This window comes from Polaribacter sejongensis (assembly GCF_038024065.1).
GTDB classification, from domain to species: Bacteria; Bacteroidota; Bacteroidia; order Flavobacteriales; family Flavobacteriaceae; genus Polaribacter; species Polaribacter sejongensis.
In genome coordinates, this window is the sequence record NZ_CP150667.1 from 2,337,562 (window position 1) to 2,362,692 (window position 25,131).

20 protein-coding genes and 1 tRNA gene are annotated in these 25,131 nt (G+C 28.9%); 14 read left to right on the top strand and 7 right to left on the bottom strand.

What is annotated here, in order from left to right; genetic code table 11:
• Nucleotide 1: 1 nt before the first annotated feature.
• The 10 genes from WHD08_RS09755 to WHD08_RS09800 all read left to right on the top strand — a co-directional run bounded on the left by WHD08_RS09755 (nt 2) and on the right by WHD08_RS09800 (nt 15,127).
• The gene (locus WHD08_RS09755) at nt 2–1,918 is read left to right on the top strand and encodes an O-antigen ligase family protein (protein ID WP_340832383.1); all 1,917 of its coding nucleotides are present in this window, start codon (nt 2–4) and stop codon (nt 1,916–1,918) included.
• Entirely contained in the window at nt 1,911–2,375 is a 465-nt protein-coding gene (locus tag WHD08_RS09760; protein ID WP_165733825.1) for a DUF1573 domain-containing protein, read from the top strand. The genes WHD08_RS09755 and WHD08_RS09760 overlap by 8 nt, the downstream gene beginning before the upstream one ends.
• A 170-nt stretch (nt 2,376–2,545) precedes the next feature.
• On the top strand, nt 2,546–3,499 hold the full coding sequence (locus WHD08_RS09765; protein WP_208890972.1) for an efflux RND transporter periplasmic adaptor subunit: 954 nt from the start codon (nt 2,546–2,548) through the stop codon (nt 3,497–3,499).
• 20 nt (nt 3,500–3,519) lie between these two features.
• On the top strand, nt 3,520–6,597 hold the full coding sequence (locus WHD08_RS09770) for an efflux RND transporter permease subunit (protein ID WP_165733827.1): 3,078 nt from the start codon (nt 3,520–3,522) through the stop codon (nt 6,595–6,597).
• A gap of 4 nt (nt 6,598–6,601) precedes the next feature.
• Nucleotides 6,602–8,113, top strand: coding sequence for a TolC family protein (locus WHD08_RS09775; protein WP_165733828.1), 1,512 nt, complete (start codon nt 6,602–6,604; stop codon nt 8,111–8,113).
• Between the two features lie 565 nt (nt 8,114–8,678).
• Nucleotides 8,679–8,882, top strand: a complete 204-nt coding sequence (locus WHD08_RS09780; protein WP_165733830.1) for a hypothetical protein — start codon at nt 8,679–8,681, stop codon at nt 8,880–8,882.
• Between the two features lie 108 nt (nt 8,883–8,990).
• Nucleotides 8,991–10,082, top strand: coding sequence for a TolB-like 6-bladed beta-propeller domain-containing protein (locus WHD08_RS09785; RefSeq protein WP_261971900.1), 1,092 nt, complete (start codon nt 8,991–8,993; stop codon nt 10,080–10,082).
• Nucleotides 10,083–10,661, top strand: coding sequence for a hypothetical protein (locus WHD08_RS09790; protein ID WP_165733832.1), 579 nt, complete (start codon nt 10,083–10,085; stop codon nt 10,659–10,661).
• 172 nt (nt 10,662–10,833) lie between these two features.
• Nucleotides 10,834–11,976, top strand: coding sequence for a signal peptidase I (gene lepB / locus WHD08_RS09795; RefSeq protein ID WP_240915498.1), 1,143 nt, complete (start codon nt 10,834–10,836; stop codon nt 11,974–11,976).
• A 13-nt stretch (nt 11,977–11,989) separates the two neighbouring features.
• Nucleotides 11,990–15,127, top strand: a complete 3,138-nt coding sequence (locus WHD08_RS09800; protein WP_165733834.1) for an efflux RND transporter permease subunit — start codon at nt 11,990–11,992, stop codon at nt 15,125–15,127.
• 320 nt (nt 15,128–15,447) lie between these two features.
• On the opposite strand, the gene WHD08_RS09805 is transcribed toward WHD08_RS09800, so the two are convergent.
• Nucleotides 15,448–15,529: transfer RNA gene (locus WHD08_RS09805), tRNA-Leu, on the bottom strand.
• A gap of 105 nt (nt 15,530–15,634) precedes the next feature.
• Here WHD08_RS09805 and WHD08_RS09810 point away from each other — a divergent pair.
• The 3 genes from WHD08_RS09810 to WHD08_RS09820 all read left to right on the top strand — a co-directional run bounded on the left by WHD08_RS09810 (nt 15,635) and on the right by WHD08_RS09820 (nt 19,043).
• A complete protein-coding gene (locus tag WHD08_RS09810; protein WP_208890971.1) occupies nt 15,635–17,023 on the top strand; it encodes a dipeptidase in 1,389 nt (462 codons plus the stop codon).
• Between the two features lie 335 nt (nt 17,024–17,358).
• On the top strand, nt 17,359–17,730 hold the full coding sequence (locus tag WHD08_RS09815) for a BlaI/MecI/CopY family transcriptional regulator (protein ID WP_208890970.1): 372 nt from the start codon (nt 17,359–17,361) through the stop codon (nt 17,728–17,730).
• On the top strand, nt 17,727–19,043 hold the full coding sequence (locus tag WHD08_RS09820) for a M56 family metallopeptidase (RefSeq protein WP_208890969.1): 1,317 nt from the start codon (nt 17,727–17,729) through the stop codon (nt 19,041–19,043). The genes WHD08_RS09815 and WHD08_RS09820 overlap by 4 nt, the downstream gene beginning before the upstream one ends.
• Nucleotides 19,044–19,277: 234 nt before the next feature.
• On the opposite strand, the gene WHD08_RS09825 is transcribed toward WHD08_RS09820, so the two are convergent.
• The 5 genes from WHD08_RS09825 to WHD08_RS09845 form a co-directional block, all read right to left on the bottom strand.
• Nucleotides 19,278–19,874 carry a PhnA domain-containing protein gene (locus WHD08_RS09825; protein WP_208890968.1) on the bottom strand — a complete coding sequence of 199 codons (597 nt, stop codon included), beginning with the start codon at nt 19,872–19,874 and terminating at the stop codon, nt 19,278–19,280.
• A 371-nt stretch (nt 19,875–20,245) separates the two neighbouring features.
• Nucleotides 20,246–21,868 carry an adenine deaminase gene (gene ade, locus WHD08_RS09830; protein WP_208890967.1) on the bottom strand — a complete coding sequence of 541 codons (1,623 nt, stop codon included), beginning with the start codon at nt 21,866–21,868 and terminating at the stop codon, nt 20,246–20,248.
• Nucleotides 21,869–21,920: 52 nt separating this feature from the next.
• Nucleotides 21,921–22,469: a 5-formyltetrahydrofolate cyclo-ligase gene (locus WHD08_RS09835; protein WP_208890966.1), complete on the bottom strand. Its 549-nt coding sequence runs from the start codon at nt 22,467–22,469 to the stop codon at nt 21,921–21,923.
• A 21-nt stretch (nt 22,470–22,490) separates the two neighbouring features.
• Nucleotides 22,491–22,745 carry a DUF3781 domain-containing protein gene (locus WHD08_RS09840; protein WP_208890965.1) on the bottom strand — a complete coding sequence of 85 codons (255 nt, stop codon included), beginning with the start codon at nt 22,743–22,745 and terminating at the stop codon, nt 22,491–22,493.
• A 12-nt stretch (nt 22,746–22,757) separates the two neighbouring features.
• Entirely contained in the window at nt 22,758–23,126 is a 369-nt protein-coding gene (locus tag WHD08_RS09845) for an MmcQ/YjbR family DNA-binding protein (RefSeq protein ID WP_208890964.1), read from the bottom strand.
• A gap of 75 nt (nt 23,127–23,201) precedes the next feature.
• On the opposite strand from WHD08_RS09845, the gene WHD08_RS09850 reads away from it, so the two are divergent.
• Nucleotides 23,202–24,185 (top strand): magnesium and cobalt transport protein CorA, encoded by a 984-nt coding sequence (locus tag WHD08_RS09850; RefSeq protein ID WP_165733843.1) that lies wholly within the window; start codon nt 23,202–23,204, stop codon nt 24,183–24,185.
• Between the two features lie 131 nt (nt 24,186–24,316).
• Here the strand turns inward: WHD08_RS09850 and WHD08_RS09855 are convergent, their stop codons facing one another.
• The gene (locus tag WHD08_RS09855) at nt 24,317–25,066 is read right to left on the bottom strand and encodes a cyclase family protein (protein ID WP_165733844.1); all 750 of its coding nucleotides are present in this window, start codon (nt 25,064–25,066) and stop codon (nt 24,317–24,319) included.
• Between the last annotated feature and the right edge of the window lie 65 nt (nt 25,067–25,131).

Below are 25,131 nucleotides of genomic sequence, written 5' to 3' on the forward strand. Positions count from 1 at the left end.
AATGACTAAGAAGATAGAAAGTTTAAAATATTTTAAAATAGGGATTAAATCGATATTTTGTGTTACTCTATTCTTTCTTGTTTTGTTTATACCGTCTATTAATGATTCTTCTTTGGTTAATTCTACGATAAATTCAAAAACTATTTTCCTTATAAAAGGATTAATTGTTTTATTTTGTTTCTGGCTCATTCAATTCTTATTTAAGAAAACACCTATTAGTAAACTTATTATTTCAAAAATAGATGTTTATCTTTCCATTTTAGTTTTATATATTTTATTTAACAGGTATTTTATTCAGAATGAATACAGTTTTTCAATTCGATTTATAGAACTTATTGGACTTTCCTTATTTTATGTAATTCTAAGAACTTTATCTATAAGAATATTTCTATGGATATTGTTAGGAGTTATAATTTCTGGAATTATACAAGCAATTTATGGTAACTTACAATTATTAGGTTATTACACATCTAACCATTCTGGATTCAATTTAACAGGTAGTTTTTTTAACCCTGGACCTTATGCTGGTTTTTTAACAATCGTTTTCTCTATTGCTTTAGGGTTCTATCTTTTTAAAGAAAAAGTAATTAGTTATTTGTCTTCTAATATAAAAAGTAAATACTATTTGACAATAAATACTATTATTAAATATGTATTCGAGTACATACCTTTAATTGGTATAGTGAGTATTATTATCGTTATTCCAGCAACACAATCTAGAGCATCATGGTTGGCTATTATAATAACGAGTTTCTTTATATTCGAATTACGTTATCAAATCATAAAAAAGAAGCTTAAGCAGCTCACTAAAGTTAAAAAAACATTTTTAATTATTACCACTTCCTTAATTATTGCACTAGCCTTATCTGGAGTTTATAACTTAAAAAAAGGGTCTTCAGATGGTAGACTTTTTATTTGGAAAATTTCAACTAAAATCATCAAAGACAATCCAGTTTTTGGAGTTGGTTTTGATCGATTTAAAGTTTATTATATGAATGCTCAAGCACATTATTTTGCTGAAATGGGAGAAACAGCAGAAGCTTTAGTCGCAGATAATACTTATTATGCATTTAATGAATTTATACAATTTATTACAGAAAACGGAATCGTTGGTTTCATACTATTAATAGTAATTCTGTATTTAATTTTAAATACTTCAACTAAAAAAGAAAATAAATGTTTAAATAATATTGTAAAAACAAGTTTATTATCCATTTGTGTCTTTGCTTTTTTTTCCTATCCTATGCAAATTTTACCAATAAAACTGGTAATAGTTGTTTTATTGGCGATTCTATCTTCTTTAAATAGTGAAAAGATACAACTATTCAAAAATATTAAAACTAATTTCTCGAAACTATTAATTAAAGCTATAGCAGTTGCTGGATGTTTAGGAATTACTATCATAAGTTTTAAATATATAAATAAAGTGAACGCAAGTTTTAAAACTTGGAAATATGCTTTGGAAAGTTATCAATATGGAGATTATGAAAGTGCTATACAAGAATATGAAAGTGCCTACCCACAATTAAAAAGTAATGGCGAGTTTTTAATGAACTATGGTAAAGCATTATCTCTTTATAAAAACGATAAAAAAGCTGTAGAAATTTTAGAACAGGCTAAAAAACATTTAAATACAACGATTATTGAAACCGCTCTGGGAGATTCATATAAAAACTTAGAAGAATATAATAAAGCAGAAATAGCTTATAAACACGCGGAAAATATGATTCCTGTGCGTTTTTACCCACTGTATTTACAGGCAAAACTATATGAAGAAAGTGGACAGAATGAAAAAGCAAAAGTGTTAGCTAAAAAAATACTAAACAAGAAAGTTAAAATACCTTCAACTGCTATTGAAGAAATAAAGGCAGCCATGAAAAAATTACTAATTAAAAAACCTCTAACAAAAAATGATTAAAAAATACAATAGAGTAAAAAAGACATCTGAAAAGATATTTAAAATAACTCCTTTTTTCTTGATATTACTAGTTTTTTCCTGCAATTCAAAAAATAAAAGAGAAGAAATTTTAGTAAGTGGTAAAAACTCAAATATTTCTTTTAAAGCTGAATTGTATGATTTCGGAGTAATACCTTCAAAAAAAGAAGCCACAGCTATTTTTAATTTTTCTAATACAGGAGAAAACCCAATCGTAATTAAAGATGTAAAAGCTACCTGTGGCTGTACAGTGCCTGAATATCCTAAAAAGATTATAAAAACGGGAGAAGGAGGTGAAATTAGAGTGATTTATGATGCGAAATACCCTGGTCGTTTTAATAAAACGATTACCGTGTTTTATAATGGTAAAGATTCACCAAAAAAGTTAATCATAAAAGGAAAAGTTCCGTATCCAAAAGAAATTGATAGTATTAAATAATTAAGATTTTTAAATATATGTTAAAGAAAGTTAATTTAAATGTTCTCGTAAAAATACTTTTAGTTCTTTTAGCAGTTGTATGTGTCTCTTGTAAAAAAGAACAACCTAAACAAAATGAAGAACTCATTCAAAAAAAGAAATACCTCCAAGATAAAAATGAGGTAAACATTATGATTTTAAAAAGTAGCATTTTTAAAAAAGAATTAGTTAGCAACGGACGTTTAATAGCCTTAGAAAAAAGTGCTCTAAAATTTAATGTTAGCGAAAAATTAGCCAATATTTATATTAAAAACGGAGACTATGTAAAAAGAGGTAAAATACTAGCCTCTTTAAATGCATTTACCTATCAACAAAAAGTAAATAAAGCTAAAATAGATTTAAAACAAGCTACTTTAGAATTTGAAGACTTACAAGTCCGCAGAGGTTTTAATGCTAATAATATAGATGATTCTAATAAAAAAGAATATGACATGATGGCTATAAAATCTGGCTATAAAAATGCACAACATCAATTAGAAAATGCACAATTTGATTTAAAATCCACAAAATTAATTGCACCTTTTAGTGGTAAAGTTGCAAATGTGATAAGTAAAAAACATGAGCAAATTAATGCAGGAAAAGAATTTATAACCTTAATTAATGACGCTGTTTTTGAAGTAGAGTTTTATGTTATAGAATCTGAACTAAAAGACATTAAGAAAAAAGATAAAATAACGATGCAACCTTTTGCTTTAAACAAAACATATAAAGGCTATGTTACCACTATAAACCCACAAATAGAAAAAGATGGTACCATTTTAATTAAAGCAAAAGTGAAAAATGATGGTGACTTGTTAGAAGGGATGAATGTAAAAATATTTATTCAAAAAGACATTCCAAATCAATTTGTCGTACCTAAATCTGCCGTTGTTCTAAGAGATAATCAAGAAGTTTTATTTACGCTTAAAAAGGGTAAAGCATATTGGACTTACATACAAACTACTATAGAAAACAGTAAGGAATATGCTGTAATTCCACATCCAGATAAAAGTAGTGCATCTTTACAGCAAGGAGATACCATTATTATTTCTGATAATTTGAATTTAGCACACGATAGTGAAATCGCTATAAAACCTAATAATTAGTTATTTACAAAAAAACTACTATGGTTAAATTTTTAATACATAAACCTATAGCAACTCTAATGACTGCTTTAGGGTTCATTATTTTAGGGTTGTATGCTTTTGGGTTTATACCTATATCTTTAATGCCAGATATTGACATTCCAGAAATAACGGTACAAGTACAAGCAGATAATATGTCTGCAAGACAACTTGAAGATGCCGTTATAAAACCAATGCGTTCTCGTTTAATGCAAGTAAGTCATTTAAAAGACATACAAAGTGAGTCTAATAATGAGTCTGGAATTATCCGATTAAGTTTTACTCATGGTAGTAATATAGACTACGCATTTATAGAGGTTAACGAAAAAATAGATAGAATAATTGGAAGCTTACCCAAAACGATGCAGCGCCCTAAAGTTATAAAGGCAAGTGCTACAGATATTCCAGTATTTTATTTAAGCATGACTGTTAAAGTGCCTGCTCAATCAATTAAAAAATCTATCAATAAGAATACTAACCCATATTTTGTTTCGCAAGAATTTGTAGATTTTAATCGTTTTGCAAACCAAGTTATTCGTAAAAGAATTGAGCAAGTTAATGAGGTTGCTATGGTGGACGTAAGTGGCTTAATTGCCCCGGAAATCTTAATAATACCAAATCAAAATAAGTTAGATGCTTTAGGTATTAGTTTAGAAGATATAGAAGCTGCGGTTAAGAAAAATGATTTAGATATAGGTAGTTTGTTAATTAAAGACAATCAGTATCAATACGATGTACGTTTAGGTACTTCATTAAATAACATAAAAGATATTGAAAACATTTATATCAGTAAAAGTAATCGTGTTTTTCAGTTAAAAGAACTAGCAGAAGTTATAGAACATCCGCAAAAAAGAACAGGTTTGGTTTTGTCTGATGGTAATGAAGCATTAACCATGGCTATTATAAAACAAAGCGATGCTAGAATGTATGATTTGAAAGAATCATTAAATAAGCTGATTAAAAACTTAAAGAAAGACTATCCTACCATTAACTTCTCCATTACTAGAGATCAGACGAAGTTGTTAGATTATGCTATTAATAATTTATTTCAAAGCCTATTATGGGGAATGCTTCTTGCTTTTGTTATTATGTTTATATTTTTAAAAAATATAAAATCGCCTTTGTTAATAGGAATTACCATTCCAACTTCTATTATCATTTGTTTGTTGTTTTTTCATCTTTTAGATATCTCAATAAACATCATATCATTATCAGGATTGGTTTTAGGAATTGGTTTAATGATAGACAATTCCATTATAGTTATAGATAATATTACACAATATCGAGAACGAGGTTATAAATTGTCTAAAGCCTGTATTTTAGCAACCAATGAAGTTTTAAAACCACTACTAAGTTCAGCATTAACCACCTGTGCAGTATTCTTACCCTTGGTTTTTTTAAGTGGTATTAGTGGAACATTATTTTACGACCAAGCAATGGCTATAAGTATCGGTTTGTTTGTGTCGTTATTGGTTTCTGTTACCTTATTACCTGTATTGTATCGTTTATTTCATTTAAAAGACGATTCTAAAGTTGATAAAATAACTCGGTTTTTAGCTAAAACAAACACCATAGATTATGAGGCTTTATACGAAAAAGGATTTCGTTGGGTAATGAGAAAACAAAAAGTAGCTTGGAGTATCAGTATTCTTTTATTATTAGTTGCCATAGGTTTGTTTAATGTATTACCAAAAACACAAATGCCGGCACTTACAAGCAATGAAACCTTACTAAAAATAGATTGGAATGAACAAATAAACGTTGAAGAAAATAAACGTCGGGTACTTGATTTAATAGAGCCTTTACAAGAAAACTTAGTCAATCAAACCGCTTTGGTAGGTACGCAACAGTTTTTGTTAGATAAAGATTCGAATGCTAAAACATCAGAAACCACTATTTATCTACAAACAAATACGCAAGATGAGTTGTTAAATATTCAATCGAAATTAAATGATGTTTTAGACAACACATATACGAACATTGTCTATGAATACAAAGAGGTTGATAATATTTTTAATTTAATTTTTTCAAACCAAGAAGCACCTTTGGTGGCAAGGTTACGAAATGTAGAGAATTTAGGACATGAGCAAAATAATCAATTAAAAAAAATATGGTATCAAGTTCAGGAAAATACTGAAGGAATTGAATTAACACCAATTGCATGGCAAGAAAACATGACACTTGTTGCTAATCAAGAAAAGCTAATTACCTACAACATTTCTTCAAATACACTTTTTAACACGCTAAAAAGCGCTTTTAATGAGCGTGAAGTACTTTCTATTGTAAGCAATCAAAACTTTACCCCCGTAATTTTAGGAGGAAACACTAAACACATTCAAGAAATTTTAACTGAAACTACTGTAAAATCAAAGGATAGTGCTGTTTTTCAAGTAAAAGATTTTATTAAGGTGGTAAAAGCAGCAGATTTAAAAAGTATCTCTGGTGGCATGGAAGGAGAATACTATCCGATAGATTTAATTGTAAAAGAAGAAAATATTGAAAGAACGATTAATAGTGTAACACAAGTAGCAGGTAATAACTCTTGGTATGATGTCAGTTTTTCAGGTAGCTATTTTTCTAATCAAGAATTGATGGGAGAGTTAAAGGTGGTCCTTTTAATATCATTGATCTTACTGTATTTTATTTTAGCTTCACAATTTGAATCTTTTGTTTTACCTCTTATTATATTATTAGAAGTCCCCATAGATTTAGCAGGTGCATTTTTATTTCTAAAACTTTTTGGCATGAGTATTAATTTGATGTCAATGATAGGTATTGTGGTAATGAGTGGTATTATTATTAATGATTCTATTCTAAAATTAGATACTATCATTCAACTGCAACGTCAAGGGTTTTCATTAATAAAAGCTATGCTAGTTGCAGGACAAAGGCGTTTAAAACCAATATTAATGACAAGTTTAACAACCATACTCGCCTTAGTACCTTTATTATTTTCTGGTGGTTTGGGTGCAGAATTGCAAGCACCATTAGCAGTGGCATTAATTGGCGGTATGCTTTTAGGTACTTTGGTAAGTCTTTATTTTATTCCTCTTTGTTATTATTACTTTGCTAAAAAATAAGATTATGAATAGAAAAATAAAAAATAAAATAATTGTTATAGGACTTATTTTAAGTTGCACAATAATAACTGCCCAACAAAATAAAAATGATATAGCAATACAACAAAAAACTACGCTTATTGATGTTTTAAATACGGCAAGTAAACATTCGTTAGATGTTTTTAAAGCTAAAAGACAATACGGGGTTAATTATTGGGAGTTTAAATCGTTTAAATCTAGCTTATTACCAAAAATAAACTTTACTGCCCAACCATTTACCTATAACAGTGCTTTAGTTGAACGTTATGATTCTGAGCAAAACATAGATGTTTTTAGGCAACAACAAACTATTAATAGTTATGCAAATTTATCTATAAGCCAAAATATTGGGGCAACAGGTACTAATATTTATATGAACTCCAGCTTTAATCGGTTAGAAAACTTTGGAGATTCTGCATATGAAAGCTACAACACAACCCCCATTAGAATTGGTTTATCACAACCTATTATGGCATTTAATGCTTTTAAATGGCAAAAAAAAACAGCTCCATTAGCCTTTGAAAAAGCAAAAAAAGATTTTCTATACGAACTACAAACTATTAATTTAAAATCGGTTTCTTTATTTTTTAATTGGGCTTTGGCAAGTAAAAATGTCGAAATAGCAAAAGAGAATAAAACTACCGCAGAAAAATTATTCAGTATAGGTAAAAAGCGTTATGATATTATTGCTATTGAACGTAACGACCTTCTTAATTTAGAATTAGATGTATATAACGCAAAAACGAATTTAACTCAAAATTTACAAACTTTACAAAAAACAAAAGCTGCACTCAAATTATTTTTAAGAGATCAATTACCAGAAAATGCAGTGCCTGAATTACCCGAATTGATCTCAAATTTACATATAGATATTAATAAAGCGCTAGATCTTGCTTATAAGAACAACCCTGATATTCTTAATTTAAAAATTAGAAAACTAACCGCTTTAAGAGATTTAGACAAAGCTGTTAAAGAAAACAGGTTCGATTTATCATTAACAGCAAGCTACGGTTTAAACCAACAAGCCAATACGTTTGTAGATGCTTATGGGCGTTTTTTAGACCAGCAGATTGTAGCCATACAATTAAGTGTACCCGTATTAGATTGGGGAGAACGAAAAGGGAATATAAAAACTGCAAAAATGAATAAAGAGGTGGTAGATATTGAGTTGCAACAGAATGAAGATACCTATAAGCAAGATGTTACTTTAAACGTTTTAGATTTTAATTTACAAAATGAACTAGTTCTTGGTGCATTACGCACCAGTGAAATAGCAAAAGAGTCTTATAGTTTAACAGAAAAACGGTTTCTGTCTGGAAATGTAGATTTTTTAAATTTAACCTCTTCTAGAAAAGCTTGGCAAATAGCCAATGAAAATTATATACAAGCCTTACAAAGTTATTGGAACCTCTATTATAAAGTACAACAGTTAACCTTATATAATTTTATAAAAAAGACTCCTTTAGTGCAAGATTTTAAAAGCATACTCGAAGATTAATAAAAAAAGCTATGACATACCCTGAAAGAAAAGAAAAAGAAAAACACTTATTATATTTAATAGAGCAAGAAAGATTGTTTAATCTAAAAAAAATCGCAAATGATTATGAGTGCAGCAGTAGAACGATAAAAAGAATGCTCTTAAATTTACGAGAAGAAGGTTTTAATATAGTCTATTGTAGAAAGTGTAATAAATATCTTTTAAAAGAATAACAAAGGGACAAAAATTGTCCCTCCCATGTGTTTTCTTTGTAGGATAATTATTGTAGGTTTAGGTGTTTTGTAAAAAACCCTCCAGGTATTATTTATATATAATTAAAAAATAGCATCACCTAATCGTTTAACTAAAAATATGCCTATGTAATAAGCCAAAATACCCAGAGGAAGTCTTTAATTATTTATTGACTAAATAGTTGTTTTAAAAAATTAAGCTATTTAATATTTTGTAAAAGTAGTATTTCCTTTTTAGACTTTAGAGAAGAAATAATTAAAATTTAATAAAATTTAATAAAATGAAAAAAATAATAGGAATAATAGGAGTTTGTGCATTTGCTATGACAATGTTTATGAACACAAACTACGTTAAAAACAATGATAGTACTTTGGCTAGTTTAATTGCAATAAATGTTGCCAATGCAGAATATGATGATGGTGATATATGTAGTGACGAATGGGATGCACCTGGCTGTACATTCATTCAAAATGGTCACGCCTATATTGCTTATGACTGTGAACCAGACACATGGTACACTTTAGCAGATTGTATGTAAACTATTTATAATACATACTTCCTTAAAAAAAGAGGTATGTATTATACTTTAAAAAAGTATTTAAACCAAACTTTTATTTTGGATTAACTATAAATCAGTAAAATTTCTATGATGAAAATTAGAACAATGATAATAATGTTGATTTGTATTCAACAATTTAGCTCATGTAAAGAAAATAATATTAATAAACTTAAATTAAATAAAGACACACAATATTTTAATGAGTTTCCTTTAGAATATAATATTATTTTTAAAAATCTAGTTGATTATAAGATTGGGATTCCTAGAAGAATATTACTTATCGATTCAACTTTAATTTTTTTTAATATCCCTAAAAAATCACAATACATTTTCAGTAACTACTCTTTAAATACGGGTATACTTGGAGATGGTTACTTACAAAAAGGTAATGGTCCTCATGAAGTAATCTCCGCAGCTTCTGGAGGTGTCCTTGGCAATAGTTTATGGGTTTATGACGCTACATCAAACAAAATACTTACAACCAATAAGAACAAGGCAATAGCTCACAACACTTTTTCAAACCCAAACGTAAAAAAATTGAATGAAAATTATTACAAAATTGATTTTATAGATAGTCTTAAGTTTGTTGGAATTAGAAGTAAACTATCCCCAACTTCTTCTAAGTTTGAAAACTTAAACTTAACTTCAAGTAAATCAACAAACAGTTACGGGAAATATGTAAATGTTTCCAAAAAAATTAAATTAGAAACTATTTCAGATATTTATACATCTACCATATTTTCAAAACCAACAGGAGATAAAGTTGTTTTAGGGTATAGATACTCAGATTTAATTGAGATTTATGATTTGAAATCAGAAAAATGTATTTCCATACAAGGTCCACAAAAATTTGATGTAAATTATACTCAAGAAAAAAACCAAAACTTTTTTTATATGGGTAAAAGTAAAACTACCCAAAAGTCCTTCATTAATGGTGCTGTTACTAATAAATATATATATTTAATATTTTCAGGACATCAAAGGAAAAATAGATCAGAAGCAGATAGAAAAAAATGGACTTACGGAAAACAAGTGTATGTTTATGATTGGGATGGAAACCCTATAAAAAAAATAACGTTAGATAGATATATTTATACATTGGGAATCTCTGACGATGATAGTACTATCTACTCTTATGACATTGAAACTGGATTTATCATAGAATCTAAAATAAACTAAATGACGTATAAATTATTAACAGTTAAAAAGTATTTAATATTATTTATTTTTATAATTGCTATGCTATCTTGCTCCAAAAAAAAAGAGGATAAAACAGAATCATTGAAATTCACAATAGACCGTACTTTAGGTAAAAAACTTATTCTACCTGACAGTTTGATGATATACGCACCCTTTTCAAATTATTTAGCTGATTCATTAACTATTTTAAATTCGAAATATAAGGTGTTTTCGAAGATAAATGCATCCTGTGGTGATTGTGTTCAGAATATTAAGGAATGGAAGAAATTAAGTTTAGAATTTAGAAAATACAATATTCCAATAATTTTAATATGTCAATCTACAGATGATTTTGGACTTCTTAAATATACTTATAATGCATCATCCGATTTTTCTTTAAATACCCATTTTTTTTTAGATAGTAATAACGAATTCCTGAAATTAAACACCTTTATGAATAAATCGGACCATTTTGAAACTGTTCTTACAAATAAAAAAAATGAAATAATATTGATGGGAAACCCAACTAAATCAAATGAGATTAAAAATTTATACATTAATGAATTTAAAAAAGAATAGAGTACAAAAGTAAAGAAAGTAAACCACAAAAATAAGAAGCTAAATCATTCAACTAAATTAAAAATTTAGTATCTATTCTATTATGCAAAAAATGGTGTAACAAACATTTTTAAGTTCATAGTCTAATATTTCGTATATAAATAAAACTTATATTTCAAACAATTTAATATAAATGACCGATAAAATTTACATATTTGTACTTCTGTTATTTAGTTCACTTCTTTTTCTTTTTGGTTTATGGTGGTTGGTTATATTTCTAATCTTACAAATTATAATTTATTATAAATTTATTAAAGCTTTTAAACCTGGAATATTAAAATATCTAATAAGTGTGTGTATTGTCTTTATTCCAATTATAGGTGCTAAAACACTTACTTTTGATATATTTAAAATACCCAGTTCTTCAATGGAGAACACTTTATTTAGTGGAGATGTAATTATGGTTAATAAACTAAAATATGGTCCCAGATTACCACGCTCTCCATTTGATATCCCTTTTGTCAATATTGCTTTTTATTTCAATGACAATGCAAAAAAAAGAATAAAAGAGAATTGGTGGTCTTACAAAAGGCTTTCTGGCATTACAAATATTAAACAAGGTGATATTTTTGTATTTAATTCTACTTGGAGCAAGCAATTTATTTTAGTTAAACGTTGTATAGGCTTGCCTGGTGATACATTACAAATAAAAAACGGTACTATTTATACAAATAATAACGAATTTATTGAGCCAAGATCTGTTAAAAATAACTATAAATTTAAAGCTGAAAATAAAGCCACTTTATATAAAGCCTTAGATTCGTTTTCAAACAACGTTATTTTGAAAAACAGTTACAATAAATTCAATTTGGCAAGTTTAACAGCCTCTCAATTAGAACATCTAAAAAAACAAGACTATATTGATTCTGTAAGTATACAGATAGATACTTTTGCTCAAAAAAAACTATTTGTTAACTTACCAAGCTTACAATGGGGTTTTGATAATATGGGTCCCATAATAATCCCCAAAAAAGGGATGAAAATAATTTTAAACAAAGAAACGTTTGCAATATATAAAAGAGCAATCAATAGCTCAGAAGGTTGTAAAATAGAAGAAATAGATGGTTTTTATTATATTGATAGTCAAAAAGCTACTTATTACACATTTAAGCAAGATTATTATTTTATGATGGGAGATAATAGAAAAGGAACTTTAGATTCTCGTAAATGGGGTTTTGTCCCAGAAGAGAACATTATAGGTAAAGTACAATGTGTGTTGTATTCTAATTATGGTGGGGAGTTTAATTGGAGTCGTTTATTGAAAGCTGTAAATTAAAAGTGTTAAGCAAATGAAACGTACACTCTCTTCATTTTCTATCATTACCATTTTTGTATGTCTTTCTATTGTTGGGGCTAGCTTAATACCTTTATTAAGCTTGCAATTAACCCCCTCAAAAACACTACCTTCAATTAATATAAGTTATAACTGGCAAGATGCTTCTGCAAAAGTGATAGAGCAAGAAGTAACAGCAAAACTAGAAGGTGTTTTTAATACAGTTAAAGGAATAAAATCAATTACTTCAAATTCAGACAAAGGCAAAGGAAGTATTTCTCTTAAATTTAAAAAAAACGTAAATATGGATGCGGTTCGGTTTGAACTTGCAAACCTAATTCGCCAGTCTTATTCAGAACTTCCAGATGGTATTAGCTATCCTAATTTATCTTTAAGTGCTGCCAATGAAAATAAATCTCCTATTTTATCCTACAGTGTAAATGCAAATGAAAGCTCTTATTTTATTAAAAAATATGCAGAAAAACATATTATACCAAAACTAGCAAAACTTAAAGGCGTAAATAAAGTAAATGTTTATGGGGCAGCTCCTTTTGAATGGGTAATAGAATACGATACAAATAAACTGATGCAGTTAAAAGTATCTGTAAAAGATATTCAACAAGGAATTAATACTTATTTAAAAACACAAGAATTGGGCAAAGGTGTTTTTAGAACAAATACGGATAATTATGATTCTGAAATATCTTTAAATTTAGGGTACAAAATAGCCAAAATTATAGATTGGAATAACATTCCTATTAAGAAGATAGGCAATAGAGTCATTTATTTACGAAATATAGCAACTGTTAAGTATAAAGAAGGTGCTGTAAATAGTTATTACAGAATTAATGGATTAAACACTATTAATATTACTGTATACGCAGAACAAAATGTTAATACGATTGATTTAGCAAACACCGTAAAGTTAAAAGTGATTGCTTTAAATAATCAAATAGACACTGGATATACTATTAAACTTACACAAGATAGTACTGAGTATGTAGTTGAGGAGTTACAAAAAATACAAAGTAGAACCTTATTTTCCTTTCTTATTTTATTAGTATTAATCTTATTAATTAATAGAAGTTTTAAATATCTAGCTATTTTATTTTTAAGCATTATAACAAATCTATTAATTGCAGTTATTTTTTATTACTTGTTACATGTTGAACTACAGTTATATTCATTTGCAGGAATAACTATTTCTTTTGGTATTATTATAGACAATAGTATCATTATGATAGACCACATTCGAAATAAAGGGAATAAAAAGGCATTTTTAGCAATTTTAGCTGCAACCTTAACTACTATAGGGGCATTAATGATTATTTTTTTATTAGAAGAAAACCAGCAAGCCAACTTACTAGATTTTGCTTTGGTAATTGCTATTAATTTAAGTGTATCTCTATTAGTATCGTTATACTATGTACCTGCACTTTTAAATAAATTTAAAGTATCTAAAAAACAGCTTTCTTTTTCAAGAAAAAGGAAAAGAAGAATTGTAAAGTTTACAAACTTTTACACCCGAATGATTTGCTGGATGAAAAGACCTCGTTTTAAATGGGCGTTTATTTTGCTTTTTATTTTAGGTTTTGGAATCCCTTTTCATTTTTTACCAAAAGAAATTGAAGAAGAAGGTTTTTTTACCGATGTATATAACAAAAGTATTGGAAATGAATGGTTTTCAAATGATGTAAGACCAACATTAGAAAAAATTATTGGGGGTACATTACGCCTTTTTACAGAAGATGTTTTTGAAAACTCCTATTATTCAGAACCAGAAAGAACAGCATTGCGTGTAACTGGTACTATGCCAGATGGTTGTACTATAAAACAATTGAATACGGCAATTAAAAAAATGGAATCTTACCTTAGTCAATTTGATGAAATTGAATTGTTTGAAACAAGGATATCGAGTTATAGAAATTCTAACATCTCAATTCATTTTAAAAAAGATTTTGAGTTTGGTAGTTTTCCTTATACTCTAAAAAACGTATTAGAATCTAAAGCCATTAGTTTAGGTGGTTTAGATTGGTCCGTTAGTGGTGTTGGTCGAGGTTTTTCTAATGCTTTAGGAACTGGATCTAAACAAAACAGAATTATTTTAGAAGGCTATAATTATGATAAATTATATAGTTATGCAAAACAACTAAAACAACAGCTTATTGATAGTTCTGGTTCTAGAGTAAAAGATATAGAAATAACCAGTAGCGGTTGGCGTGATAATGCTTTGTATGAATATTATTTAGATTTTGATGATAAGCGCCTTGCTTTTGAGAATGTTTCTCAACAACAGTTATATGGTTATTTAAAAAATCAAGTACATTCTGGTAATTTAACTTCGATTATACAAAATAATGAGTTTCAAAGTGTAAAATTAATCTCTGACCGTTACAAAAAATTTAGTGTTTGGGATCTTAAAAACACGCCTATTTTAATAAATAACAAACAATACAAACTGAGTCAATTAGCTTCTATAGAAAAAAAGAAAACAGGTAATACCATAAAAAAAAATAATCAACAATACAGTTTAACAGTTACATATGATTTTCTAGGCACAGCAATTTTAGCCCAAAAAGTAAGAGAACAAAATATAGAGAAATTTAAACCTAAGTTACCATTAGGATATAAGGTTTCAGAGCAAAAATATAACAGATGGAATAAGAAAGACAAAGCTCAGTATTACTATTTATTTATAGTCATTGGAATAATTTTATTTATATGTGCTATTTTATTGGAATCAATTAAACAACCTTTTGCAATCATAAGTATGATTCCAATTTCGTTTATTGGTGTGTTCTTAACTTTCTACCTGTTCGATTTTAATTTTGACCAAGGGGGTTATGCTTCATTTATTTTATTATGTGGAATTAGCGTTAATTCTGCTTTGTATATTATCAATGATTATAATAATTTAAAGATGCAATTTCCAAATAGAGATTTAAGAAGTCTTTACTTTAAAGCTTTTAATTCAAAAATAAAACCTGTAGTTCTAACAATTGTATCAACTATTGTGGGTTTAATTCCGTTTATTTGGAATGGACAAAACGAAGCCTTCTGGTTTTCATTTGCTGCAGGTTCTATAGGAGGTTTAGTATTTTCTTTAATAGGTATCTTCTTTTATTTACCACTTTTTAGTGTTAAAAAAGTATAATTATATTTGTAGCAAAACAATTAATAGTCATGTTGAAATCAAATATTTTCCTTTAATATAAATCTAAAACACCTTTTATTAAGTTTTTAATAAAAATAAAGCTCTTTTAGTAACATTTTATACTCTATAAGTCTTTACAACCAATTTAACGCCGTATTAACTTGTATTTTATCTAATGTTAAGATGATATTCATCATTTATTACCTTTATTCTAAAGTCATAAATATTTGTTAGTAATTCAAAAAATAATACAAATGTGTTACCTATGTGTTACCTAGAAACAAAAAAAGCTGACTTAAAAAGTCAGCTTTCTCTTATTGTACAGGCGGAGAGACTCGAACTCTCACACCTCGCGGCACTAGATCCTAAGTCTAGCGTGTCTACCAATTCCACCACGCCTGCAACTTTTCCAATTTAATTGGGCTGCAAATATAAACATTCCTTGCAAACTGCAAAGCAGTTCATAATAATTTTTCTACTTTTGATGAAGAAATAAAATTATATCTTATGAATACCATTCAATCTTACATAAAAGACAACAAACAACGCTTCTTAAACGAACTTATAGAACTCCTTAAAATCCCTTCTGTAAGTGCAGATTCGGCATATAAAAAAGACGTTTTGTTAACAGCAGATTTTGTTTTAGAAAGTTTAAAAAAAGCAGGTTGCGACAACGTAGAAATGTGCGAGACTCCAGGGTATCCTATTATTTACGGAGAAAAAATCATCGATAAGAACTTACCAACCGTATTAGTTTATGGTCATTATGATGTACAACCAGCAGATCCAATAGAACTTTGGACCTCTCCTCCATTTGAGCCAGTTATTAAAAACACAGAAATTCATCCAGAAGGAGCAATTTTTGCAAGAGGTGCTTGTGACGATAAAGGACAAATGTATATGCACGTAAAAGCATTAGAATACATGACTTCTACCGGAAACTTACCTTGTAACGTAAAGTTTATGATAGAAGGTGAAGAAGAAGTTGGTTCAGAAAGTTTAGCTTGGTTTGTACCAAGAAATACAGAAAAACTAGCTAATGACGTAATTTTAATTTCAGATACAGGAATGATTGCGAATGACATTCCTTCAATTACAACAGGTTTACGTGGTTTAAGTTATGTAGAAGTAGAAGTTACAGGACCAAATAGAGATTTACATTCTGGTTTATACGGAGGCGCAGTTGCAAATCCTATTAATATTTTAACCAAAATGATTGCCTCTTTACACGACGAGAACAACCATATTACTATTCCTGATTTTTACGATAATGTAGAAGAATTATCTACCGAAGAAAGAGCAGAAATGGCAAAAGCACCTTTTTCTTTAGAGAAATATAAAGATGCCTTAAAAATAGATGATGTTCACGGAGAAGCAGGTTATTCTACCAACGAGCGCAACGCAATTAGACCAACTTTAGACGTAAACGGAATTTGGGGTGGTTATACTGGTGAAGGCGCAAAAACAGTAATTGCTAGTAAAGCATTCGCTAAAATATCAATGCGTTTGGTACCAAATCAAGATTGGAAAGAAATTACAGAATTATTCAAAAAACATTTTGAAAGTATTGCTCCTAAATCTGTAACAGTGGTTGTAAAACCTCATCATGGCGGACAAGGTTATGTAACTCCAATAGACAATATTGCGTATAAAGCTGCAAGTAAAGCTTATGAAACTAGCTTTGGAAAAACGCCTATTCCTCAAAGAAGCGGTGGTAGTATTCCTATTGTTGCCCTATTTGAGCAGCACTTAAAAAGCAAGACTATTTTAATGGGCTTCGGGTTAGATTCTGACGCCATTCACTCGCCAAACGAACATTTCGGAGTTTGGAATTACCTAAAAGGGATTGAAACCATTCCATATTTCTATAAATATTTTACAGAAATGAATCAATAAAATAACTAATCCGTTCAGCAATGAGCGGATTTTTTTTAGGGCATTCCCCAATTATTTGAAAAAAATAATTGCGTCAGGCTTGAAGTTTATCCTGAGCTTGTTGAAGGGTACTCGCTTTTTTTCTGAAAAAAGAAAAAAGAGCTCAAACAACTACTGCAATCCTTAATGCAAATGTACTTGCCTACTTTAAGTAAAACTAGAAACCTTTTTATTACATACAAACCTCAAAGGTTTTAAAAACCTTTGAGGTTTACTACTTCATAAAAAATATTTTAACTCTACATTTGTAGAATACAGTTTTTTATTCTATGTTTGTAGAGTAAAATAAAAAGAACATGCAATTATCTAAAACAGAAGAACAATTAATGCAATATTTATGGAAACGTAAAAAAGCATTTTTAAAAGAATTGTTAGAAGATTTTCCAGAACCAAAACCAGCAACAACAACCGTTGCCACTTTGTTAAAAAGAATTGCAGACAAAGGTTTTATAGACTATACCTTATTCGGAAAATCGAGAGAATACTTTCCAATAATTAGAAAAACAGATTACTTCTCTAAACATGTAAATGGGCTGATTAAAAATTTCTTTAACGATTCCGCTAGTCAGTTTGCTTCTTTCTTTACAAAAGAAACCAACCTTTCTACAGAAGAATTAGAAGATTTAAAAAGAATAATTGACGGTCAAATTAAAAAGCAACAACAATGATAATTTATCTACTAAAATCGGCTAGTTGTTTAGCGTTATTACTTTTCTTTTATCATTTTATATTAGAAAAGGAAAAAATGCACATCTTTAATCGTTTTTACCTTTTAACAGGTGTTATTATTTCTTTCTTGGTTCCATTAGCAACAATTACAGTTCAGGCTAACAACGCATTAGAAACCAGCGGAGAACCTATTTTTATAGGAAATACATCTTTAGCAGCAGTTCATGAAGGTTTTAATTACAGTCAGTTATTAATTTGTGTTTATTTAATTATATCAATCTTATTTTTAATTCGATTTGTAAAAAACTTTGCAAAGATTATTCAAAAAATAAGAACAAACGAAACTATAAAATATCAAAAGGCAATACTTGTTTTGGTGCAGGATGAAATACTACCTCACACTTTCTGGAATTTCATTTTCATTAATAAAAAAGACTACAAAGAAGGAAAGATTGAAGAAGAGCTTTTTACACATGAACTAACGCATGTAACGCAAAAACACACCTTAGATATTCTAATTATTGAGTTATTTCAAATTATGTTTTGGATAAACCCATTATTTATCTTCTTAAAAAAAGCAATACAATTAAATCACGAATTTTTAGCTGATGAAAAGGTTATCAATCAACATAAAAATACCAATAAATACCAGCACTTATTATTAAACAAAGCTGCTTGGAACAACGAATATTACTTGGCCAGTAATTTGAATTATTCACTCACTAAAAAAAGATTAAAAATGATGACAAAACAAAGTTCACAAACCAAAATTTTATTAAAACAACTCTCGGTAATTCCGTTGTTAGTTGGCTTCCTTTTCTTATTTGCAGAACGTGTACAAGCACAAGAAAAAGCAAAGGACAAAATAGTTATAGAATATAATTCTTTAGCTAAAAAAGCAAAATCTAAAGATAATGCCGATACAAAAAAAGAGGATATAGAAAAGTTAGAAAAACTATATGCACAATTAAGCGAGTCTCAGAAAAAAACAGCAGTACCATTTCCTTATACATCTATAACAGAAAAAAATAAGGAGGAACCTATTTTTTATTTAAACGGAGAAGTTGCCTCTAAAAAAGAAGTGGACAAAGTAAACGCGGGTAATATAGAAAGTGTAAACGTTATTAAAAAAGAAAATGGAAGTTCTACTATTTCTATAAAGAAGAAAAAAGAACCGATTTTCTACTTAGACGGAAAACGCATTTCTAAAAAAGAAATGAAAAAAGTAAAACCAGACAATATAGAAAGTGTGAATGTAGAAAAAGATAAAGATGGTGGTGGCTCCATTTATATTACGAGCAAAAAAGAATAAAATTACAGTATACAAACTAAAAAAAACCTCGAAAATTTCGAGGTTTTTTTATGTTTCTAAATAATGAAAAAAATAAATTTAAACTATTTTTAGCTAGCAAACAAGTGCGTTAGCGATTGAAACGGCATCCTTTTTTGAGGTACGAAAAAAAGATATAGTGTAAAGCGCGACCCGCAAGGGAACGCCCAACTTCTCGATACAATTTTCTTTCAGAAAATCACTCGAAGTGACAACCTACTCTTTATCTGCCATTTTCTTAACGTAATCTGTAATAATTACAATTTGCGTTGGTCCTACTTTACCTTCTATAAACTTAGCATTTTCGTGATCTAAAGAAATTCTACGTACCGCAGTTCCTTGTTTTGCAACCAAGCTAGATCCTTTTACTTTTAAATCTTTTATTAAAACCACAGAATCTCCGGCCTCTAAAATTGCACCGTTTGCATCTCTATGAATTATCTTTTCGCTATCATCTAAATGATCTCCAGATTCTTTAGCAAAACGTAAATCGTCATCTTCTAAATACATCATGTCTAACAAATCTTGTGGCCAACCTTCTGCTCTTAAACGAGACAACATTCTCCACGCAACCACTTTTACACCTCTATATTCACTCCACATAGAGTCATTTAAACAACGCCAGTGATTTGCATCTGTTTCTTCTGGATTGTCTATTTGAGTAATACAAGTTTCACAAGCCAATACGCTACCATCTACTCCACCGCCACCAGTAATTGTTGGCTTTACATCATAAACTGATAAATTAGCTGTTGATGTACATAATTCGCATTTATTTCCACTTCTGTTTTCTAAATCTTGTTGTAAACTCATAATATATTTTTTGTTGTGCAAAAGTACATTTTTATATGAAAAATGCTAATTATTACCTAAAGAAGTACGTTAAAAATTAAGAATTTGATAAATTTTTAACGAGAAGCTATTTCCTGTGTGGAGTTTATCTTGAGCAAAGTCGAAAGGTACTCGCTTTTTTTACCCTAAAAAGGAATAAAAAAGAGCTCAAACAAATAGCCTGTCTTGAGCGAAGTCGAAAGGTTCAATCAAGACTAGACTTGTTTGTAAACGTATTTTCTATTTCCCCAACAAATTGTCACTTAGAAGAATGAGAAGTCACATAACAGTGAAAAGCCAAAACCAAGCAACTTTATGAGATTTCTCCTATCGTCGAAAAGACAAATTGAATGTTATTTAATATCTAAAGAAGTAAATTTAAAAGTACTTCCATCAAACAAACCTTTGTCAGACAACTTTAAAGCAGGAATCACCAATAACGCCATAAAAGACAAACTCATATAAGGTGCGCGTAATTTGCTACCCATTTCTTTTGCCATTGTATCTAGTTCTGCATAGGCTTTACCGATAACCTCAGCAGGCTTGTCAGACATAATTCCGGCAACTGGCAAAGAAACTATTTTCTCTTGGGTGTTATTTACAGCACAAACTCCGCCTCTATTTTTGATGATTAAATTTACCGCTTTACAAATTGCTTCGTCCGATACACCAACTGCAATAATATTATGAGAATCGTGCCCAACAGAACTTGCAATAGCTCCTTCTTTTATTCCGAAATTTTTGATAAACGCAATTGCAGGTGCATCATTCTGATAACGATTAACAACTGTCATTTTTAAAACATCAGTTTCTGTGTTTGACACTAAATTTCCATTAACAATTAAAGCATCTGCTTCAATTTGATTGGTCACTAATTCACCATCTAACGCTTCAATCACTCTAATTTTTTCTGATGAAGATTCGAATCTAAAATCAGTAACTTCTTTTGTATCTGTATTAAAGTTATTCAATACTTCAAAATCCACATGCTTTACAAAAGATTCGCCATTTTTAGCGACTAATTCTCCGTTTATATAGGTTTCTAAAACATTGAATTTTTCTAAACTATCAACCACCACAAAATCTGCATCATCTCCTTTTTGTAAAAGTCCGACATCTAAATTATAGTGTTTTACAGGATTTACACACGCTGCTTGTAACACTTTAAAAACATCAATTCCTTTGGCAACTGCTCTTTCACATAACTGATTGATATGCCCTAATAATAAATCATCTGGGTGTTTATCATCTGAACAAAACATCATATTTTCGAAATGTTCGGGTAATAAACCTATTAAAGCTTCGAAGTTTTTTGCTGCAGAACCTTCTCTAATAATTACTTTCATACCTTTTTGTAGCTTCTCTAAAGCTTCATCAAAAGAAAAACATTCGTGGTCTGTAGAAATTCCGGCAGCAATATATTTGGTAGCATCATCGCCTCTTAAACCTGGCGCATGACCATCAATGGGTTTGTTGTTATTTTTTGCGTGTTGAATCTTAGCTAAAACCTCAGCATCATCAAACAATACTCCGGGATAATTCATCATTTCTGCCAAATATTTAATATCCGGATTTTCCATCATCAATTTAATATCATCAGCATCTATAATTGCTCCTGCACTTTCAAAAGACGTTGCTGGCACACAACTTGGTGCTCCAAAATTGAATTTCAACGGAACTTTCTTTCCGTTTTCAATCATAAAATCAACTCCTTTTACACCTAAAACATTGGCAATTTCATGCGGATCGGAAACCGTTGCAACTGTACCATGTTTTACGGCAATTTTCGCAAATTCCGAAGGCACCAACATAGAGCTTTCTATATGAATATGTGCATCAACAAAACCTGGTAAAATGTAATTTTCTTTACTATGATTTACTTCTTTTACAGACAAAATTTTTCCGTTTACAACTTCAATTTCTCCTTTGTAAATTATTTTGTTCTGTATATCGACTATGTTTCCTTGTACAATCATTTGCTTTCTGTTTCTAAAACAAATTTACAAAGAATTAAAGGCGATTTAAAGTTTATTTAGGATAGATTACTTGATGTAGCGGAATATCAAAATCGTTAGAATCTTCAATTTGATAAATAGGCTTAAAATAATTGAGTCCAATAAATTTTGCTTCTACTTTACAGTTCGATAAAAAACGATCGTAAAATCCTTTTCCGTAACCAACTCGGTAATTTAATTCATCAGAAATTAACAACGGAACAAAAATAAGGTCTAGTTCCTTTTCATCTACTTGTTCTGCATTTACAGGTTCTGGAACGCCGTATTTATTGAGTTCTAAAACCGTATTTTCTTCTAAATAGAAATGAGAAAGTGTATTGTTTTCTAAATCAGATTTACTAACCACAATTCGTTTTTTTATGCTTCTGAAGTAATTAATAATTGGTTGTGTATCTATTTCTTTAAACTTTGTAAGTGATAAAAATAGGTGTACATTTTTAACACCAACAATTTCTAAATCGTAAATTTGTTCGTAGATATTTTCTTGAAATTCCTGAATTTGAGTTTCAGTTAAATCGTTTCGTTTCTGTTTGTAAATCTTTCTAAATTCTTGCTTTTTCATTATTGAAAAAATTACTATATTTTAAATTCTATCTACCGTAATAATTCTAAAAGTATTAGAATTTACAGTAATTCTGATGTTGTGTTCTTTATTAGAAACGTAAAAATTCTTTCCCTTTTTCAAGTAGTTTTCTATAACTGTTTCTTCTAAAACCTTTCTGATAAATTGCTCATTTTCATCCTTAGAAAAAGCTATTTTTAACTTTTTATTTATCCGTTGATATACCATTTCTGTATAACAATGTTTTTCTAATATTTCGCTTTTCTTATTTTCCATCATTTTAGAAAGCTACAATTCTTCTAATTCTTTTTGTAGTTTTTTAGTCAACCCTTTTACAACCAAATCGTAAGAATGATTGATAAGTTCTTTTGCCAGATCATCTGAAACATCACTAGAATTTAGCAAAACAGTATTCCAATGTTTTTTACTCATGTGATAACCATCAATAATCCCCTCAAATTCTTCTCTTAATTCTATTGCTTTTTCTGGGTTGCATTTTAAGTTAATTTTAGCTTCCCCTTTCTCCCAAGAAGTTAATCCGGTTAGCAAAAACATTTTACCCATCACTTTAAAAACCAGTGTAACATCATCAAAAGGAAAATGTTCTGTTACTCCTTTTTTAGAAATGCAAAAATCTCTTAATTGTTCTATATGCATCCGCTCAATTATTAAAATAACCTTTATTATTAAGATTTAAAAAGTATCTTTATAAACCAAAATTACAACTTTTTTATGACTGAAAATGATTTTTTAGACAACACCTCCATAATTAGTTATTCTGCAAAGAATTATGAAAAAACAACTTATAACGCAATTTCAGAAATTATTTTTTCAGAAAACAAAACGAATACTAAATGGCTAAATACTTACGGTATAAGATTTCATGAGGCTTATAAAAAAGTAATTAACCAAAATAAATTAGACGATTTTTTAATAAAATTATTAGGAGATGAAGAGCACCCTAACAAAGTAATTTTATTAGATAATTTACTATTTATAACCACCAGAGTTTTAATTACTCAAAGTCAGAAATTAGATTCTGAACAAATGATTTTTATCGTTTCTTCAGACTTTTTATGGTCTATTCAAGAAAAACATGGAGATTATTTTGGCTGGATTCGTGAGCGTTTAGAAGGTAACAAAGGAATTGTTAGAAAGAAAAAAACAGACTATTTACTGTATTTAATATTAGAGTCTATAATTGATAACTACCAAGACACCTATGAAGCAAATGCAGATTTAAGCGCAGATAAACTAAATTCTACTCACATAAAGCCAACTCCAGAGTTTACTTCTTTAGTTGAAAAAAGGAAGCAAGAATTATTCAATTTTAAAAAAGCAACCTTAAGTTTAAGAGATACCATTATAAAATTAGAAAAAATAGAAATTAAAGATTTTAATGTAAAATACTTTAATGAGTTAAAAGAACAAACCAATAACCTAATTTCTAATATCGATTTTGAATTGCAAGAATTAGAAAGTAAAATAAACCTAATTTTCAGTATTCAAGGACATCGCTTAAATGAGGTAATGAAAACACTGACTATTTTGTCAGTAATCTTTATACCATTAACTTTTTTAGCAGGAATTTACGGAATGAACTTTGAAAACATTCCAGAATTAAAATCTAAATATGGTTATTTTATTTTATTGGGTGTTATGGCATTAGTTACCATTGTTTCTGTTTGGTATTTTAAACGTAAAAAGTGGTTTTAATAAATAAGATTCTCATTAACAAAAATGATACACTTACTTTAAACTACTCTTTCTTTTTAACCAATTTAGTAAAAAAAAAAAGACCCTTCAGATTTTAAAAACCTGAAGGGTCCAATAATTTTAAATGTTATCTACTTTATAATTTTATACAAAACAGGCTTACTTGGCGTTGCATCATTCTCAAAAGGTGCAATCATTAAGTTTAATAAATACTCACCGTCTTCTATAGTATTTGGCACATATATAAATTCTGTAATGGTTGCATCCATTCTTAATTCACCACCAGTATTCCAAAAAGCATTGTGAGATAAAAGTTTACCATCATCTCTCTCCTTATCTACAGAAGGTAAATCAATTAACAAGTGTTTTATTCCTTTTTCTTTTAAATAAATTGCAGCTTTTTCAGATAAATAAGTTGGATTCGTATTAAAGTATTTCATACTCTTTTTTTCCTCTAAATTAGGTAAAGTACGAATTACAATAGCATCACGTTTCTTATTTCGTAAAGCATGTTTTAATTGCTTCACTCCAATTAAAAAATCTCCATTATGAAACAAAGGAGCAATAGTAACTACTTCTGCTAAAAAAATAAAATATTTTAAATGTTGATTCACAGAGTGTACTTCTTTGGTAATATGCCCAACACATTCTGTATGAGTTATGTGAGAATGCGGATTAAATTTAATGCTATTAAAGTTAACCACAGCACCATTTGCAACACTTACTTCATAATCATCAAATTTTTCTACTTCAATCTTAGGATCATCAATTCCCCAAGCATTTACTTTCCCTTTATTCATATCAATAGGAATTGAAATGTCTAATGGTTCTGAAACGTTTATTTCTATTTTTCTTGAATTGTACTCTATTACCGCTTTCATATTTTTGCCGACCTTATTTGCGTAATTTTTAGTTTTTACTTCAAACTCAAATATAAGTTTTCTTT